Here is a 17,444-nt window from a genome sequence, read left to right on the forward strand (position 1 = left end):
CGCTGCCGGCAGCTTGTTTGCTGCGGGGGCAGGCCGTGTGCTGGCTGCGTCAGACGCCATTTGGGTGCTGCTGTCAGATAACTCCTGGGCTTATGCCGAAGCTGCCTCGGCCATTCAGGCCGAGTGGCGCCAGAATGGTCGAGGCAAAGACCTGCTGGTTTTGAATGGGCGGGAGTTGCCGGTGGGATCCCCGCCTGCAGCTTTGGTGACCTTGGGCAGCTCGGCGTTGCGCATCGCCATGGAGCGGGCCGAGGCCCATGCAGACTGGGCACGCGTGCCCGTGGTGGCCGGCTTGTTGCCGCGGGATGGTTTTCAGACGGTCTGGAAGCATCCGCCTGCCTGGGTTTCTGCGGCCTATCTCGATCAGCCCGTGGAGCGCTACCTCGATCTGATCGCTCGTGCTTTTCCTCGTCTGCGCCGTGTTGGCGTGTTGATTGGTGCTGACGCGACCGCAACACGTGCTGCCCTGAGCAAAGCCGCCAGTGATCGGGGGCTGCATTTGGTGCTGGGCACGATCGCCAGGTCAGATACGGTATACGCCAGTTTGCGTGCGGTGCTGGCTGACTGTGATGTCTTGCTGGTCTTGCCTGACAGTGCCGTGGTGGATGCCTCTGCACTTCAGAATTTGTTGATTGCTGCGTATCGGCAGCGGGTGCCGGTGGTGGCGTATTCGCCGTCGTTGGTGAAAGCTGGCGCGACCTTGGGGTTGTATGCCAGTCCGGCACAGGTTGGAAAACAGGTGGCTGCCTTGTTGCGGCTTTCCGTGAGTTCGCAGAGTTGGCCTGCCCCCCGATTGGCCGATGGTTTCACCATTGCCGTGAATGAGCAGGTTTGTCGGTCAATGGGGTTGGATGTGCCAGATGCTGCCGAATTGACGGAAGCCATCAGGCGCCAGGAGGTTGGACGGTGACGCTGAAGTTGGGTGGTATCCGGGCGCGCCTGTGGATTGCAACGGCCTTGCCCGCCATGTTGGTGATTGGGCTGCTGGTTGTGGGTTTTGCCTCGCGCTATGGCGAGCGCATGGCCGATGCGCTGAAAGATCGCGCGATCGCGTCAGCCAGACAGTTGGGCAGTGCCGCAGAGTTCATGCTGTTTGCGGGAGACCGCGAAGGGCTGATCCGATTGGCCGAAGCCGCCATGCGCAGTGATGCACAGTTGCGTGCGGTCATCATTTACAACGCCCAAGGCCAGGTCCGCGCGTCGGTGGGGCAGCCCATGTCCCAGATGCCCCGCCTGGATGGCGCGCTGCAAGTGGTCACCGGCAAGAACCTGCTGGTGGCTCAACCCATCTACCCCACCGCCGTGCCGGTGGATGATCCTTACGCGCCGCCCATGGCAGGGGCTGCTCGCGTGGCCAAAGCGCAGGTGCTGGGGTATGCCGTGCTCGAAATGTCGATGCTGACGCTGGAGCAACAAAGGCGTGAGCTGTTGACATGGTCCTTGGCCACAGCAGCAGGGGGCCTGTTGCTCGCGGGCATTCTGGCTTCGGTGATTGCCTCAGTGGTGACGGCGCAGATCGGGCGCATCAACCGGGTGGTGGTTCAGGTGGGGCGTGGGCATCTGGATTCGCGCGTGGAAGCTGAGCGCGCGGGCATCTTGCGCCCTCTGGCGGTCGGGATCAATTTGATGATCGCGCGCATCGCCACCACGCAGGAAGAACTGCAGCAGCAAATTGAGCATGCAACACAGGAGTTGCGTGTTCAAAAAGATGCGGCTGAGCAAGCCGCTCGGACGGATGCCCTGACGGGGGTGGCCAGCCGCCGCGCCTTCACGGAGGCCGCCGAGGCCGAAATGCAGCGGGCCATTCGGTATCGCACGGAATTGTCTTTGCTCATCATGGACCTGGATCACTTCAAGGCTGTGAATGACACCTACGGCCACATGACGGGTGATGCTGTGTTGGTCAGCTTTGCGCAAACCGTGTTGCAGCAGGTGCGTTCTGTGGACTTGGTTGCGCGACTGGGCGGCGAAGAGTTCGTGGTGCTGTTGCCCAACATCAGTGCCGAGCGATCTCAGGCTTTGGCTGAGCGGATCCGTGAGGCCGTCGATGAGCACATGCTGATGGTGGACGGAAAGCCCTTGCGCTATACCGTCAGCGTGGGCGTGGCCCAATTTGATCCGCGTGAGTTGAGTTTGTCCGTGTGGCTGGCTCGGGCGGATTCAGCACTCTACCGTGCCAAGGCCGAGGGGCGTAACTGTGTGCGGATTGACGAAATTCCCATGGGGTAGCTCTCGACACATGTCGGGAAAACAGACGGATACATGTGGAGTATTTAACAGCATCGTGATGTCGAGCGGGCGCCTACACTCGACCGACTGTATGGTGTCCCACCGTGGTTGCACAAAACCGTTGCCTTATGAATTCCACACACATGCGTCGTGTTGCGATGGACGAGGATTTGCTCGACCAGACGCTCGGAGCCTGGCAAACGCAATGGCCTGATGTGGCCGTCATGGCCCTTTTGCCCGAGCGCGAGGTGGCGCGGTTGCCTGTGTTGCAAGGCATCTGTCGACGTCGCGGCATGTCGTTGTTTGGCGGGGTGTTTCCGCAGCTGATCGATGGCGATCAGCTGGTCAGTGATGGCGTGTGGTTGTTGGCGCACGAGCGTGGTGCCACCTACACGTTGGTGCCTGATTTGCCCGACGATGCAGCCGAGGCTGCTTTGCGCATTGCCAATGCCTTGTCCGCCGTGAGCGTGCCAGATGAGGGGCAAGGGCCGCCGACGCTGTACCTGATGTTTGACAGTGAGTTGCAGCACATCGCGTCCATCCTGGAGGGGCTGTATCAGCGGGTGGCGGATCGCTTCCGGTATGCCGGTGTCTGTACGGGATCTGAAACCTTTGAGCCCATTCCCTGTCTGTTTGACGGAGATCGGCTGATTGCGCGAGGCGTGCTGTGTGCGCTCTTGCCGGCAGCAGCTCAGACGGCGTTGGCACATTGTTACCCGGTGCCAGAGCACGTTTTGAGCGCCACAGCCACGCAAGGTAATCGCATCGTCAGCATTGACTGGCAGCCAGCGTTCGAGGTGTACAGAGACTTGGTCCGCAAACACTATGGTGTCGAGCTGACGAAAGAGAACTTTTATACGTATGCCGTGCACTTCCCCATTGGTTTGCTGCGAGCGAATGGCGATGTGCTGGTTCGGATTCCCGTGCAACTCAAGGAGGATGGTTCGCTGATCCTCAAAGGTGAAGTGCCTGAGCATGCCATGTTGGTGGTGCTGCGTGGGCCAGATGCCTTGGGTACGGCGTGCGTGGATGCCCTGGAGGTTGCGCTGGGCCCCCATGCCAAGGGCAAGAACGCTTGCCTGTTTTATTGCGCGGGGCGTCGCATGCACATGGGAGAAGCGGTTCATGGCGAACTTGCCGCCATGCAGGCTCGCCTGCATGCGCCGGTCATGGGGGGCGCACTGTCCCTTGGGGAAGTGGGGAATCCGGACGTGTGGGGGTATCCCATGTTTCACAACGCAGCCTTGGTCTGCACCACGTGGCAAGGGCGATGAAGCGCGAGCATGTTCTTCCTGTTCTGTATGACCTGACGCTGACCATCGGCAGTGAGGTGCATGTCCAGCCGCTGTTGGGGCGGGTCTTGCAGCGTTTGTTGTTTCACACGTCGTTTCCTGTCGGGGTCGTACTGTTGAGCGAACCGGGGCAAGGTGCGCTGCGGTGTGAGGTGGCGTTGGGCGATCAACTGTTGAGCGCGCAGCAAGGGCAAGTCTTGTCGTTGCCTGATGCTTACGCCGAACCTGCATCGGGGTGGTTGGGCGAATCCGATGTACGTGCCCTTGGCGGCGCCAGTCGCTTGGTCTGTGGTTTGCGGCTGCCGATTCCGGGCTGTGGCGTGATCGTGCTGTTGGCCCCCGAAATGCCACGGACCGAATTGCCGTTGGTGCAAGTGTTCAGCCCGGTGTTGCGCAACTTGGCGAGAACGGTTGAGTTGTGTCGTGGCAATGATCAGCTGACACAACGTCTTCAGGATGACCGAGACAAGGCTCGGCACGACTTGTTCGTGGCGTTGCGCCATTCGGAGGAACAGCGCCGTTTGCTGCGCCTGCTCACCGACACCCTGCCGGACTTGTTCTGGATGAAGTCGCCAGAGGGGCGCTATCTGTTTTGCAACAAGGGCTTCGAGGGCATGTTCGGCGTTACCGAAGCCCAGTTGCTCGGCCACTTCGACCGTGAATTCGTTGATGAGGCCAAGGCTGCGGCCTTTCGCTCGGACGATTTGATCGCGATGGAGGCCAGCAAGCCTCATGTGTTTGAAGAGTGGCTGGACTTTGCCGATGGCCGGCCCAGTGGTTTGTATGAAACGACCAAAGTGCCTGTCCGTACGGAGGATGGGAGTGTGCTCGGCATCATGGGCCTTGCGCGTGACATCACCGAGCGCCGCAAGACCGAGCAGCAACTCTTGCTGGCGGCGAGCGTGTTCACCCATGCGCGCGAAGGCATCATGATCACCCAGGCGGATGGCACCATCGTCGATGTGAATGAAACCTTCACGGACATCACGGGCTATCCTCGCGAAGAGGCCGTCGGGAAGACGCCGCGCATCCTGCAAAGTGGGCGGCAGACCCGTGAGTTTTATCAGTCCATGTGGAGTGATTTGGCCGCGCATGGGCACTGGAGTGGTGAGGTCTGGAACCGCCGACGCAGTGGCGAAATCTATGCAGAGCAAATCACCATCAGCGCGGTGACCGACGCCAAGGATCAGGTCACGCATTACGTGGCGCTGTTCTCGGACGTCAGCAAGCAGAAGGAGCATGAGCGCCAACTGGAGCGCATTGCGCATTACGACGCCCTGACGCTGCTGCCCAACCGGGTGCTGCTGGCCGATCGCTTGCAGCAAGCCATGCTGCAAGCCAAGCGTCGTGGTCTGCAGGTGGCCGTTGCCTACCTGGACCTGGATGGCTTCAAGGCCATCAATGACGAGCATGGTCACAGCGTGGGCGACAGTTTCTTGTCGGCGATTGCCGATCGCATGAAGCGCGAACTGCGCGAGAGCGATACCTTGGCCCGTCTGGGCGGGGACGAGTTCGTCGCCGTGCTCATTGATTTGCGCAACACGGCCGATGCCGAGCCCCTGTTGCAACGCCTGCAACAGGCCGCCTTTGAGCGGTGCGAAGTCGAGGGGCTGTCCTTGCAAGCCTCGGCCAGCATCGGGGTCACCTTCTATCGGGGGACGGACGACATCGATGCGGATCAGTTGCTGCGGCAAGCCGATCAGGCGATGTATCAGGCCAAGGTGGCGGGCAAGAACAGATGTTACATCTTTGATCCAGACAAGGATCGTGACGCCCGTGGCTTGCACGAGCACTTGCAGGACATCGCGCGGGCCTTGAAGGACGGCGAATTCGAGTTGTACTACCAGCCCAAGGTGCACCTGCGCTCAGGCCGTCTGATGGGAGCGGAAGCCCTGATTCGCTGGCGTCATCCCAAGCGTGGCATCTTGTCCCCAGCGGTCTTCTTGCCCGTCACGGAGAACCATCCCTTGGCCGTGGACATCGGCGAGTGGGTCATTGAGACGGCGCTGGTTCAGATCGGCGCTTGGCGTCAGGCTGGGCACGACATTCCGGTCAGCGTCAACATCGGGGCGCGCCATTTGCAACAAGACGATTTCATCGAGCGACTGGACATGATCCTGGCACGTCATCCCGACGTGCCGCCATCCTTCCTGCAAATCGAAATCGTCGAAACCAGCGCGTTGCAGGACATTTCCCAGATATCCCAATTGTTGGCGGCGTGTGCGTCGCGCGGGGTGCGCAGCGCGATCGATGACTTTGGGACGGGGTACTCGTCGCTGAGTTACCTCAAGCGCTTGCCGGCCCATCAACTCAAAATCGACCAGAGCTTTGTTCGGGACATGCTGGAGGATCCGGATGACCTGGCCATTTTGGAGGGGGTGATGGGCTTGGCCAAGGCCTTTGACCGAGAGGTCATCGCCGAAGGCATCGAGACCATTGACCACGGCGTCATGCTCTTGCAGTTGGGGTGTGAGTTGGGGCAGGGGTTCGGGATCTCTCGACCGCTGCCAGCTTCGGAGTTGTTGACGTGGTTGAGCCACTGGCAACTCCATCCCCGGTGGGTGGCCACGCAAACCTTGGGACCCATGGCGGTGTCGGTGCTGCGAGCCAGCATCGACGTGCGTGCATGGATCAATGCGCTCGATGCCTTTTTGGAGGGCCGCCGTGAGCAGCCGCCGGAGCTGGATCCCGGGCGCTGTCACTTTGGTCGCTGGCTGCAAAAGGCCGCGCAGCAAGCCGGCTTGAATGAGCATGACCTGCACGAAGCCGACCTGGATCACTTGCGCCTGCATGACCAGGCCACCGAATTGATGACCCTGAAGCGGGAGGGCCGCCTGGCGGAGTTGCGTGATCGCATTGTGCGGCTGCGTCAAGAGGGCGAGTCCTTGATCGGGCGCATCACAGACTGGGCTGAGCGTGGGCTGAACAAGCCGGCCTGAGCGAGCCCTCACGCGGCGATTTTTTTCGCAATCCAGCGTTGTAGCCGCCCGGGAACCATGCCACTCAGTGCGAACAAAGGTCCGGCCAGCGGGCCCACATGCCAGTGCACCGGGTAATGACTGTGGGCGCGTTTGGCTGCACGCACAATGTGCCGGGCGACGTCGTCTGGGCGAACATGCACACCCAGGCGCTCGATGCTGCGGGCGTCCATGCCCACCACCATGTCGGTTTGCACGAAGAGCGGCATCATGTCGATCACACGGATGTCGTGTCGCTGCCATTCGATGTTGAGGGCCTCGGTCAGGCCTCGTACCGCGAATTTGGTGGTGGAGTACGCCGCCAGACTGGGTTGGCCATAAGTGGCGGATGCGGACGACAGATTGATCACGGTGGCGCCGGGTGTCTGGCGCAGGTAAGGGAATGCGGCGTAGCAGCCCGTCATCACCCCCTTGATGTTGATGTCCACCAATCTGAGTTGGCGCGCCAAATCAATCGACTCGAAGTCGCCTGAGACCAGAATGCCTGCATTGTTGATCAAGAGATCCAGGCGCTGGCTGACCGTGTGAAATGATTGAAGCGCGGCTTGCCAGTCACTGATGCTGGCGACATCCAGCTTGTACGTGAGGCAGCGCGGAGACTGCGCTTCGGTCGCCAGTCGCTCCAGCCCGGCCGTGTCGACATCCGCCGCCCCCACCAGCCACCCTTCCTTGAGCAGCGCCAGAACGGTCGCGCGTCCAATGCCGTGTGCGGCGCCGGTGACGAAGGCACAGTGCGCGGAAGATGGATTGCGGGTGGGCGAAGGCGTGGTCATGGCTACTGCAAGAGATCGACGGGGGCGATCCGAACGTCGGAAAAACGCGGATCATTGCTGAGACGGGTGGCACAGCCAATGTGAGATTGGGCCGGCTGCTTTAGCTTGTGGGCCAAGCGGGCGCCTCTCAGGGTATGTCCTTGCGTGTTTGCTTGCGCCATTGCCCCGGGGCATGGCCCGTCCAGCGTTTGAAGGCTTGAGAGAACGAGGACTGGTCACTGAAGCCCAGTCGGCTGCCGATTTCGTCGAGTGACAGGGTGTCGTCCTGCAGGAGATCGCTGGCAAGTTGCTGGCGTGCGGTGGCCTGCAAATGACGGAAAGTCACGCCTTCGGCCTGCAGTCGGCGCTTCAGCGTTCGCTCGGTCGTGTAGAGCAGTCGAGCCATGCGGGGCAGGTCGGGCATGGCCTGCCCAGACGATGAGAGCAGATGCGTTTTCACCAATTCCGCCGTGCCATAGCGTCGGCGTCGCTTCTCGACCAGTGCGGCGCACAGTTGCTCGCACATGGAGGCCGTGAGCGGATTCGCATTGGGCAGTGGCCGAAGCAGATGTTGCGTGCTCAGGGAGAATGCATTCAGGTCGGATTGAAATTCAAAGGGGCAACCGAGCAGTCCGGGTGGCATGCCTCGGGTTTGCTCCGCACGTGGGGCAGGAATAGACAGCTTCAGGCTCGTGAGTTGAACCTGCTGCCCCATCAAGTCGGCGATGAGACGCGTGGCTGCGGCCAGATCCCGCAGCCCCAGGAAGGTGCGAACGGGTTCATCCACGGCCGGGGGGGCGAACTTGATGACAATCTGCTCGTCCAAGTGTGTGGTCGAAATCTGCGTGAAAGCGTAGGTCAGGGGCATGAAGCGCAACGCCAGGCTCAGCGCATCGCCCACAGTGGCGCTGCTGATCAGGCCGTACCCCCAGATGCCGTAAGTGGTGAATCCATACTGCAGGCCGACATCCAGGCCCAGCAAAGGTGGGTTTTTCAGGGCCTTGATCAGGTTGGCAATGACCAGCAACTCTTGCGTGGCCTGCACCTCGACATTGGGGTCCTGCAACTGCTCCTTGTGCAAGCCGGTACGCCTCAGCAAGGTGGGGGCACTCACGCCGTGCAGCTCGCCATAGTTGACGAGCAGGCGAATGCTGGAGGGGTCTCGAACAAAATCCCAAGTGCTCACCGTGTTTACCCTTGTTTAGGCCATATGGCCCAAATCATAAATAAGTAGACCTCGGTCAGCATTGGGGTTCTACCCGCACTGCCAGATCATTTCGACCAGTTGTTCGGACATGTCGGAGGTGAACGGTGGCATTGGATGCGTCAGATGTGCGATGGATCCTGGATGAGGTCGCAAGCTTTTGTGCCGGAGAGGTGGACAAGCGTGCCGCACGATGGGAGGAGGGGCTGACACCCCAAGCGTTGCACGCCTTGATGGGCATGCTCACGGACATGGGCGTGGTGCCGGTGGCATCTGATGCTGAGGTGCCGGGGCTGTGGTGCGATGTGTCGTCGGCATCTGGCATGACGCTCAGCCTGGGGGTGCTGACCACCATCGGTCGAAGCCATGCGGGGCTGGCGTTCGCTTGCCATCGTCGGGCCCTCGGGGCCTGGCTGCAAGCGCAATTGGGGGGCGCGTTTGTTGAACTGGATCTGACCGACGCCGCGCTGGTGACCACCGGCCATCACGGCTTGGCGAGAGGCAGCTTGGGGCGCTGGCTGACGAGGGGCGCCGTGACGGTGGAGGACGATGCCATGCTGGCTGACTGGCTTGGGCGTCCTGACGCTGCGTCCGTGGTGGTGGCCATGCCCGACTGGCGCGATGTGGTCTGGCCCGTTTGGCGGGATGGTGTGGTGCAGTGGGCGTGGGTCCGTCATGAAGGATTGCAGGTCAAGCAGGACGTGGCACCGCACGGCTTGTCGGACCTGACCCTGTCCAAGGTGCTGCTGCGTGAGAGCTGCGAGATGGTGGTCTCCAACTTGTCTGGCGATGTGGCGAGACAGGTGTTGTCAACGGTGCTGAAGGTGGATTGGTTGGGCTTGGTGGCCATTGGCCTGGGGGTGACGCAGCGCGGCGCTCTCTTGGCGAAGGACTTCGCCGGTTTGCGTCGACAAGGTGGCACCACGATTGAGCAGCATCCGGCGGTGCAAATCATGTTGGGCGAGATCCATGCCGCAGAAAGAATGGTGTCTGGCTTGCTGAGAACCTGCCAGGTGCCCGTTCACGAGGTGGATCTGCAGGATGTGGTGACGATCCGCATGCAGGCCTGCGAAGCCTTGGTGCACGCCAGTCATCAGGTGATCCAGGTGCATGGTGGTGTGGGCTACATGCGTGACGCTGGCCCCGAGCGCCTGCTGCGAGATCAAAACATGTTGCGGCAACTGAGTGGTGGCGTGTGGGGGCTGCCCATGGCCTTGCAGGCCTTGCAAGAGGAGGTCGCATGATGCGCGAACGCATTCATCTGGACGGGCATCTGGCCTTGAACCATGTGCTGTCCCCGCGCTGGCAATTTGAGCAATTGCCCGCTTTGAGTCGGTGGGCGACGGCCTATCCTCAACTGGATCTGTGGGAGACCGATACCCGGCACTTGCCAGCGGCCTTGCGTGCGCTGCGGCGTCGCGCCAAAGACTTTGCGGCGCAGCATCTGCAGCCCTTGTCCGCCGAGATGGATCTGGCGGCTCACCTGCCTGCCGGTGCGTGCCACCCGGAGTTGGCCGACCTGCTGTCCGAAGCCGGACGCCAGGGCTGGCTCAGCTATGTGTTGCCCGCACCTCTGGGGGCGATGTCGTGGCGAGCCATGCCGTACCCCATGATCTGGCAATGCAGCTTGGTGGTGGAGGAGTTCTCGGCCGCCTGCGGTGGGTTGATGCTGCTGTTGTCGGCCCATCACCTGGGCACCATGCCGATCCTGGTCTCGGGTGAGCTCAGCAAGATCTGGAAGTTCTTGCGCCCGGTCTACCAGTCGTGTCAGCGTGGTGAGCCGCACCTCATGGCCTTTGCCATCACCGAACCCGGTGCAGGTTCGGATGCCGAAGACGGGCATGGTGCTGCGCAGTACCGGCCGGGTGTGGTGGCGAGGCCGGTGCCAGGGGGCTGGTTGCTCAATGGACGCAAGTGCTACATCAGTGGAGGGGATCTGGCCAAGTCGTTGACGGTCTTTGCCGCGCTGGCGGGGGAGAACATGTCGTCGTGGACCTGCTTTCACGTTCGAGCCGACAGCCCGGGCTTCAAGGTGGTTCGCACCGAGCTCAAGATGGGCATGCGTGCTTCTGGTGCGGCCGAGCTGGAGTTCTCTGACGTGTTCGTGCCGGACGATGCGGTCATCGGGGGCTTGCGCCGCGGCTGGGTGCTCAATCGCGCCACGCTCAATGCCTCGCGCATTCCTGTGGCCGCCATGGGCGTGGGCTTTGCCCGTGCCGCCACCGAGGTCGCCATCGAGTTTGCGCGCACCTATCGTTTGGGCGGCAAGCCCCTCATCGATTACCAGGAAGTGCAATTGCACCTCGCCACCATGCTGGCAGAGACGCGTGCCCTGCGCAGCATGGTGTGGCAAGAGGCGCGTCATGGATGGACGCCACGCCAGTTGCAGGCGTCAGCGTGCAAGTTCCAGGCGACAGATCGGGCCCAGCGCATCTGTGAAATGGCGATGGACCTGTTGGGCGATCACGGTTGCGCGCACGAGGCACGCATCGAGCGGATCGCCCGCGATGTGCGACTCACGCGCATTTTTGAAGGCACGAACCAGATCAACCGGCTGTCCTTGATGGAGGACTGGCAGGCGCAGTTGCTGGACACCGAACACCCCGTAGGAGTATGAGATGACCCCTTCTCCCTGGAACCAAGACATTTTCTTTCAGTACCCCGTGACCCCCTTCCAGACCAGTTGCGGCGAGATCGACCTGCCCATCCTGTATTTCGATTGCTCGATTGCCATGGCGCTTTTTCTGGTCGATCTCGACAAGGCTGCGTCGCTGGTGCAGGACCCAGAACTGGATGTGGTGCCCTTTGCGGGCGGCAAAGCCATGGTGGGTGTGGCGTTTTACGAATACCGGCGCACCGCGATTGCGCCCTACAACGAGGCGGGCATCGCGATTGCCGTGGCGCCCAAGGGTGCCGCCGTGCCTGCAATGCCCCTGCTGTCTTACCTTCGTCCGTTGGACAAAAACCCGCTGGGTTTCCATGTGGTCGACCTCCCGGTGACCACCGATGCAGCGTGTGCCGCAGGCAAGGAAGTGTGGGGCTATCCCAAGTTTGTGACCCCCATTCTGTTCCAACGCCAGGGGCGGCAATTCACCGGCATCGTGACCGATCCGGCTGATCAATCTGACCTGGTCCGGGTCGACGGGTGTGCCGGTTTGGGCGTGGCAGGTCCGCTGCTGGACCTGGTCCTGTACTCCAGGCTGAACGGGCCGCTGTTGCGCACGCTGGTCAACACGCGTGGCGGAGCAGAAATGCGTTTGCCGGGCAGCCTGCGCCTGCATGTGTCGCCGACATCGCGCCACCCCATGGCACAGCGTCTGCGCGCGCTGGGGCTCGACGGCGCGAAGCCGATTTGCGCCAGCATGAGTGATCGCTTGCAGTTGCGGCTCAATGCAGGGGCCCCGGTGCCGTCACGCTGAATGCCCTGAGCGCAGGCTGGGACTTCAGCCTGCGTCATGTGCCTGTCATGGTCATCCATCAAGGTAGCGAGCCTTTGGCTTACTTGGTGTTACATCATGACAGTTCAGAATGCTCGGCGACAGTTTGTGATTCAACTGGGCGCACTGGCCGCCGTCGGGAGCAGCGGCATGGCGTTGACCGGCTGCGGTGGTGGCGACGATGCCCCCGAGTTCAACTACGGCGTGGCCAGCGGCGACCCATTGAGCGACCGTGTGATCTTGTGGACGCACGCCAAGTATCCCGACAGTGATGGCATGGTCGACCTGACCTGGGAGGTCGCGACGGACAACACCTTCAAGACGGTGGTGAGCCATGGCACGGCCCAGGCCACATCGGCAAAGGCTTTCACGGTCAAAGTGGATGCCACGGGTCTCAGTCCCGCGACGGAATATTTCTATCGCTTCCGTCAGGGAAGCCATCAGTCGGCCATTGGCCGCACGCGCACCCTGCCCACCGGATCGGTGGACGAAGTGGTGCTGGCGGTGTTCTCTTGTGCGAACTACCCGGCTGGCTACTTCAATGTCTACGCTGAGGCCGCAAAGTCCAACGCGCAGTTCGCCATTCATCTGGGCGACTACATCTATGAATACGGCGCCACCAATGCCGATGGCTCGCCCGCCTATGCCTCTGCGCAGGCCAAGAGCCTGGGGCGGGTGGTCGAGCCAATGTCCGAGTTGCTGACGCTCAACGACTACCGTCGTCGCCATGCGCAGTACAAGTCCGACCCCGACGCCAAGACCTTGCATGCCCGCATGCCGATGATTGCGGTGTGGGACGACCATGAAGTGGCCAACGACAGCTACAAGGATGGGGCTGAAAACCACGACGCCGCCACCGAAGGCTCTTTTGCGGTGCGCAAGCAGGCCGCCATGCAGGCGTATCACGAGTGGATGCCCATTCGCACCGGCAGCGACGCATCGGTGATCTTCCGTTCCTTCGACTTCGGCAACCTGCTCAGCCTGCACATGCTCGACACCCGTCTGTACGGCCGCGACAAGCAGGTGACGTTCAGCGAGTTGCTGGATCCGAGCAAGGCCGCTTCGGCCACGGCGACCTTGTCGTCGTCGACGCGCCAAATGATGGGTGCTTCGCAGGTGTCCTGGCTGCAAGGGCAGTTGGCCTCCTCGACGGCCACCTGGCAGGTGTTGGGCCAGCAAGTGCTGATGGCGCGCATGGCCTTCCCCTTGTCCATCCTGACCGCACTGAACCCTGAGAACACGTCGCCTGAAGCGCTGGCTGCGGCACAGGCCGCGATCACCGCGTACCTGACGGCCAAGGCCACCCCTGCGGCCTCTCGCACGCCCGAGCAGCAAGCCCTGATGGCGCAAACCAAACTGGGCTACAACCTGGATGCTTGGGACGGCTACCCCGCGGCGCGCGAGACTCTCTTGATGACGGCCTACAGCTTGGGCAAGCGCCTCGTTTGTCTGGCCGGTGACACCCACAACGCGTGGCATGCGGATTTGACCCTGGCTGGCTACGCGAATCCCGCACTGGCCGGCGTCAAGGTGGGCGAGGAATTTGCGACCAGCAGCGTCAGCTCTCCCGGTCTGGAAGAGTATCTGTCGGCATTGCCACCCGCGCAGATCAAAGGCATTTTTGAAGGTGTGGTGGATGACCTGCATTGGATGGACCCATCTCGCCGGGGCTTCCTCAAGATGACGTTCACACCGAGTGCGGCCACGGGGGCCTGGGTCTTCGTCAACAGCATCACCTCGCACACCTACAGCGTGGCCACGCCGACCACCGATGAGGTCCGCTCTTTCAGCCTGATGGCTTGAAGCGTCAGCAACATAGGGTAGTGGTATGACCGCTTTGCAGCGCAGTTGGGCTGTGTCGTCTTTTGCAGAGCCGCCCGTACATGCCATGCGCATGCGATCCGGGCGGTGGGCGGCCTGGTCCGCTCGCGTACGTTGGTGGCTGAGTGCGCCGTGGCGGCAATCATTGACGTCCGCGTTGATGATCGAACCGGCCTGGCAGGCCTTGGTGCTGGACAACCCCTTGTGCCTGCGCCCCGTGATGCGTTGCTATGTGGACCGACGTGTGCCGCTTTGGCGGCGGCCCGACTGGGCCGCAGCGGATTTCGCCGCGGCGGGTCAGCATTTTTCGACGCGCCAAAAGATGGATCTGGCGGCGGGCCGCGAGAGCATCTTGGTGGACCTGGGGGAGGGCTTCCGGCTTGAGATGGCCTTCAACAGCTTGTACCCCGAAGAAGGCTTGTGGGCCTTGCGTCTGGTGCACGGCGATGCCACGCACGTGTTCCAGTTGACTTTCAGCTTCTTGCCGCATGGCCGGATGTTGGTGGGCTCGGTACAAGGTGGCGCCTCGACCGAGACGACCCCTGTCCCGGAGGTGATCAAGCGGTTCACCAAGCACTTCCACGGACTGCGTCCGCAGGTCTTTCTGGTCGAAGCGCTGGGGGTGTTGGCGCAAAGATGGCGCCAGTCGGTTAGCTTCGTGTCACCCCGGTATCAGGCCAAGAGCCGGTGGTACCGGGTGCCGAAAGGCATCTCGTTTGACTACGAGGCCCTGTTTCGGGACTGCAGCATGGTGCCCAAAGGGGCAGGCCGCTGGGGCTTGCCGCTACCGATGCCCCGCCGCGAGATGAGCGACATCGATGCACGCAAACGCGCCATGTATCGTCGGCGCTATGCATGGCTGGACGATGTGGCGCAGCGCCTGCGTGTGGGCTCCGACGTGTGACAAGGCGGGATACCAATCAGGGATAAAGCGCGGCGAGGAGGGGGCGGCACCGGGATGGTGCGCTGTGCGATGGCACACAAATTGCGTGTGATTCGTCGTGCCCCAACGTGTTGTCGCGTCGTGGGGCGTCACGGATTCCGCTAACGGCGGCGGAAAGCAGTCCGGTGGTTCTGATTTGTAGAGCACCGATTCAGTTCTGCTTTCTCCGGATGTCGATCAAAGGACTGAGGCCAGATCGGCATGCACCGGAACGAAGCTGTCGTTTGTTTGCGCCCCGCGCACCTTAGTCGGAGTCCCTATGAAAATCGTCGTTGTTGGCCATGGCATGGTCGGGCACAAATTCCTGGAAAGCCTGGCAGAGACCGGCTTGAAGGGTGTGGAAGTCACGGTGCTGTGCGAAGAGCCGCGCCCCGCCTACGACCGCGTGCACCTGTCTGAATACTTCTCGGGCAAGACAGCGGATGACTTGTCGCTGGTCGAATCCGGCTTTTTTGAGCGCACGGGTTTCAAGCTGCGTCTGGCCGCCAAGGCGGTGGCCATTGAGCGACGCACCAACACGGTGACCACCGCCGACGGCGAAACCCTGCAGTACGATAAGCTGGTGTTGGCCACCGGCTCGACGCCCTTCGTGCCGCCCATCAACGGGCGTGATCGCGAGAAGTGCTTTGTGTACCGCACCATCGAAGACCTGGAGGGCATGAAGGCCGCAGGCGCCAAGGCCAAGAACGGCGTGGTGGTGGGCGGCGGGCTGCTGGGCCTGGAATGTGCCAAAGCCTTGCGTGACATGGGGTTGGACACCCATGTGGTCGAGTTTGCCCCGCGCCTGATGGCCGTGCAGGTGGACGAGGTCGGTGGCCGCGTGCTGCGCAACAAAATCGAAGCGCTGGGCGTACATGTGCTGACCAGCCACAGCACCGTCAAGATCGTCGATGGCGCCGAGCACAAGCACCGCATGATGTTTGAAGACGGCAGCTATCACGAGACCGACATGATCGTGTTCTCGGCCGGTATCCGCCCTCGTGATGAACTGGCCCGCCAGTGTGTGCTGGCCATTGGCCCGCGCGGTGGCGTGGTGATCGACGATCACTGCCGCACCAGTGACCATCACATCTACGCCATTGGCGAGTGCGCCTCCTGGAACGATCAGACTTTTGGCCTGGTCGCTCCGGGCTATGACATGGCCCGCGTGGTCGCCAAGCACATCGCAGGCGATGAGTCGGCCGCCTTCACGGGTGCCGACATGAGCACCAAGCTCAAGCTGATGGGGGTAGACGTGGCCTCGATTGGCGATGCCCATGCCAAGACCCCACACTGCCGCACCTTCCAGTACGTGGACGAGGTCAAGCAGGTCTACAAGAAGATGGTGGTCAGCCAGGACGGCAAGCAATTGCTGGGCGCCGTGTTGGTCGGCAATGCCGATGAGTACGGCACCTTGCTGCAGATGACCCTCAACCAGATCCCGCTGCCGGAGGATCCCGAGTTCCTGTTCCTGCCCGCCAGCGATGGCAAGGCCAAGCCCGGCCTGGGCCCTGACGCCTTGCCGGACAGCGCCCAGATCTGTTCGTGCAACAGTGTGAGCAAGGGCCAGATCTGCTCGGCCGTGGGCGAAGGCATCACCAGCATTGCGGACCTGAAGGCGTGCACCAAGGCTGGCGCCACCTGCGGCGGCTGCGTGCCCCTGGTGACCCAGGTCATGAAGGCCGAGATGAAAAGGCGCGGCATGGCGGTCAACAACCATGTCTGCGAACACTTTGCCTACTCGCGTCAGGAGCTGTACCACCTCATCCGCGTGGGCCAGATCAAGACCTATGACGAATTGCTGGCCAAGCACGGCAAAGGCCTGGGTTGCGACATCTGCAAGCCCACGGCGGCCAACATCCTGGCATCGGTCTGGAACGACTTTGTCCTCAAGAAGGACCTGGCCCGACTGCAAGACAGCAACGACTACTTCCTGGGCAACATCCAGAAGGATGGCACCTACTCGGTCGTGCCGCGCATGGCCGGCGGCGAAGTCACGCCCGACGGCTTGATCGCCGTGGGGCAGATCGCCAAGAAGTACGGCCTGTACACCAAGATCACAGGTGGCCAGCGTGTGGACATGTTTGGTGCGCGCGTGGAGCAACTGCCCCTGATCTGGGAAGAGCTGATCGCCGCTGGCTTCGAATCGGGTCATGCCTATGGCAAGTCGTTGCGCACCGTGAAGAGCTGCGTGGGCTCGACCTGGTGTCGCTATGGTGTGGACGACAGTGTCGGTTTGGCCGTGGAACTGGAAAACCGTTACAAGGGTCTGCGCGCACCACACAAGATCAAGTTTGGCGTGTCGGGCTGCACCCGCGAGTGTGCCGAAGCGCAGGGCAAGGACATCGGCGTCATCGCCACCGAAAAGGGCTGGAACCTGTACATCTGCGGCAACGGCGGCATGAAGCCCCGTCACGCCGAGCTGTTCGCCTCGGATCTCAGCAAGGCCGATCTGATCAAGCTGATCGACCGTGTGCTGATGTTCTATGTGCGCACCGCCGATCGCTTGCAGCGCACCAGCACCTGGCGCGAGAACCTGGAAGGGGGGCTGGACTACCTCAAGGGCGTCCTCCTTGATGACAGCCTGGGCCTCAATGCGGAGCTGGAAGCCCAGATGCAGCATGTGGTCGACACCTACCAGTGCGAGTGGAAGACGGCCATCACCGATCCGGAAACCCGCAAGCGCTTCCGCTCCTTCGTCAACAGCGACGTGAAGGACGAGCGCATCGTGTTTGTGAAGGAGCGCGGCCAGATCCGTCCGGCGCGTGCAGACGAACGTGCCGATGCATCGGCCGAGGCTGCGGTCTAA

The 17,444-nt window shown here is 62.0% G+C and carries 12 protein-coding genes; 10 read left to right on the plus strand and 2 right to left on the minus strand.

All coding sequences use genetic code 11. The features are described 5' to 3' along the window. The first annotated feature begins 13 nt into the window (after positions 1-13). The 4 genes from ACOYNB_RS01425 (at position 14) to ACOYNB_RS01440 (ending at position 6,460) form a co-directional block, all read left to right on the plus strand. Positions 14-910 carry an ABC transporter substrate-binding protein gene (locus ACOYNB_RS01425; protein WP_422837329.1) on the plus strand — a complete coding sequence of 299 codons (897 nt, stop codon included), beginning with the start codon at positions 14-16 and terminating at the stop codon, positions 908-910. Beyond that, complete coding sequence (locus ACOYNB_RS01430; RefSeq protein WP_422837330.1) at positions 907-2,229, plus strand: diguanylate cyclase; 1,323 nt, start codon at positions 907-909, stop codon at positions 2,227-2,229. Before ACOYNB_RS01425 ends, ACOYNB_RS01430 begins: the two co-directional genes overlap by 4 nt. Positions 2,230-2,372: 143 nt before the next feature. Continuing rightward, entirely contained in the window at positions 2,373-3,503 is a 1,131-nt protein-coding gene (locus tag ACOYNB_RS01435) for an FIST signal transduction protein (protein ID WP_422837331.1), read from the plus strand. Further along, complete coding sequence (locus tag ACOYNB_RS01440) at positions 3,500-6,460, plus strand: EAL domain-containing protein (protein WP_422837332.1); 2,961 nt, start codon at positions 3,500-3,502, stop codon at positions 6,458-6,460. The genes ACOYNB_RS01435 and ACOYNB_RS01440 overlap by 4 nt, the downstream gene beginning before the upstream one ends. Positions 6,461-6,468: 8 nt before the next feature. On the opposite strand, the gene ACOYNB_RS01445 is transcribed toward ACOYNB_RS01440, so the two are convergent. Next, a complete protein-coding gene (locus ACOYNB_RS01445; protein ID WP_422837333.1) occupies positions 6,469-7,272 on the minus strand; it encodes an SDR family oxidoreductase in 804 nt (267 codons plus the stop codon). A gap of 127 nt (positions 7,273-7,399) precedes the next feature. Next, positions 7,400-8,437, minus strand: coding sequence for an AraC family transcriptional regulator (locus ACOYNB_RS01450; RefSeq protein ID WP_422837334.1), 1,038 nt, complete (start codon positions 8,435-8,437; stop codon positions 7,400-7,402). A gap of 125 nt (positions 8,438-8,562) precedes the next feature. Between ACOYNB_RS01450 and ACOYNB_RS01455 the strand changes: the two genes are divergently transcribed. From ACOYNB_RS01455 to nirB, 6 genes are all read left to right on the plus strand, one after another. Next, positions 8,563-9,699, plus strand: coding sequence for an acyl-CoA dehydrogenase family protein (locus tag ACOYNB_RS01455; RefSeq protein ID WP_422837335.1), 1,137 nt, complete (start codon positions 8,563-8,565; stop codon positions 9,697-9,699). Then, positions 9,696-11,072 (plus strand): acyl-CoA dehydrogenase family protein, encoded by a 1,377-nt coding sequence (locus ACOYNB_RS01460; RefSeq protein WP_422837336.1) that lies wholly within the window; start codon positions 9,696-9,698, stop codon positions 11,070-11,072. Before ACOYNB_RS01455 ends, ACOYNB_RS01460 begins: the two co-directional genes overlap by 4 nt. 1 nt (position 11,073) lies before the next feature. Then, positions 11,074-11,874, plus strand: a complete 801-nt coding sequence (locus ACOYNB_RS01465; RefSeq protein WP_422837337.1) for an acetoacetate decarboxylase family protein — start codon at positions 11,074-11,076, stop codon at positions 11,872-11,874. A gap of 96 nt (positions 11,875-11,970) precedes the next feature. Next, a complete protein-coding gene (locus ACOYNB_RS01470; RefSeq protein WP_422837338.1) occupies positions 11,971-13,695 on the plus strand; it encodes an alkaline phosphatase D family protein in 1,725 nt (574 codons plus the stop codon). A gap of 25 nt (positions 13,696-13,720) precedes the next feature. Continuing rightward, positions 13,721-14,617, plus strand: a complete 897-nt coding sequence (locus ACOYNB_RS01475) for a DUF535 family protein (RefSeq protein ID WP_422837339.1) — start codon at positions 13,721-13,723, stop codon at positions 14,615-14,617. Between the two features lie 298 nt (positions 14,618-14,915). After that, on the plus strand, positions 14,916-17,444 hold the full coding sequence (gene nirB, locus ACOYNB_RS01480) for a nitrite reductase large subunit NirB (RefSeq protein ID WP_422837340.1): 2,529 nt from the start codon (positions 14,916-14,918) through the stop codon (positions 17,442-17,444).

It is taken from the genome of Aquabacterium sp., assembly GCF_049317225.1.
Lineage (GTDB): Bacteria > Pseudomonadota > Gammaproteobacteria > Burkholderiales > Burkholderiaceae_C > Aquabacterium.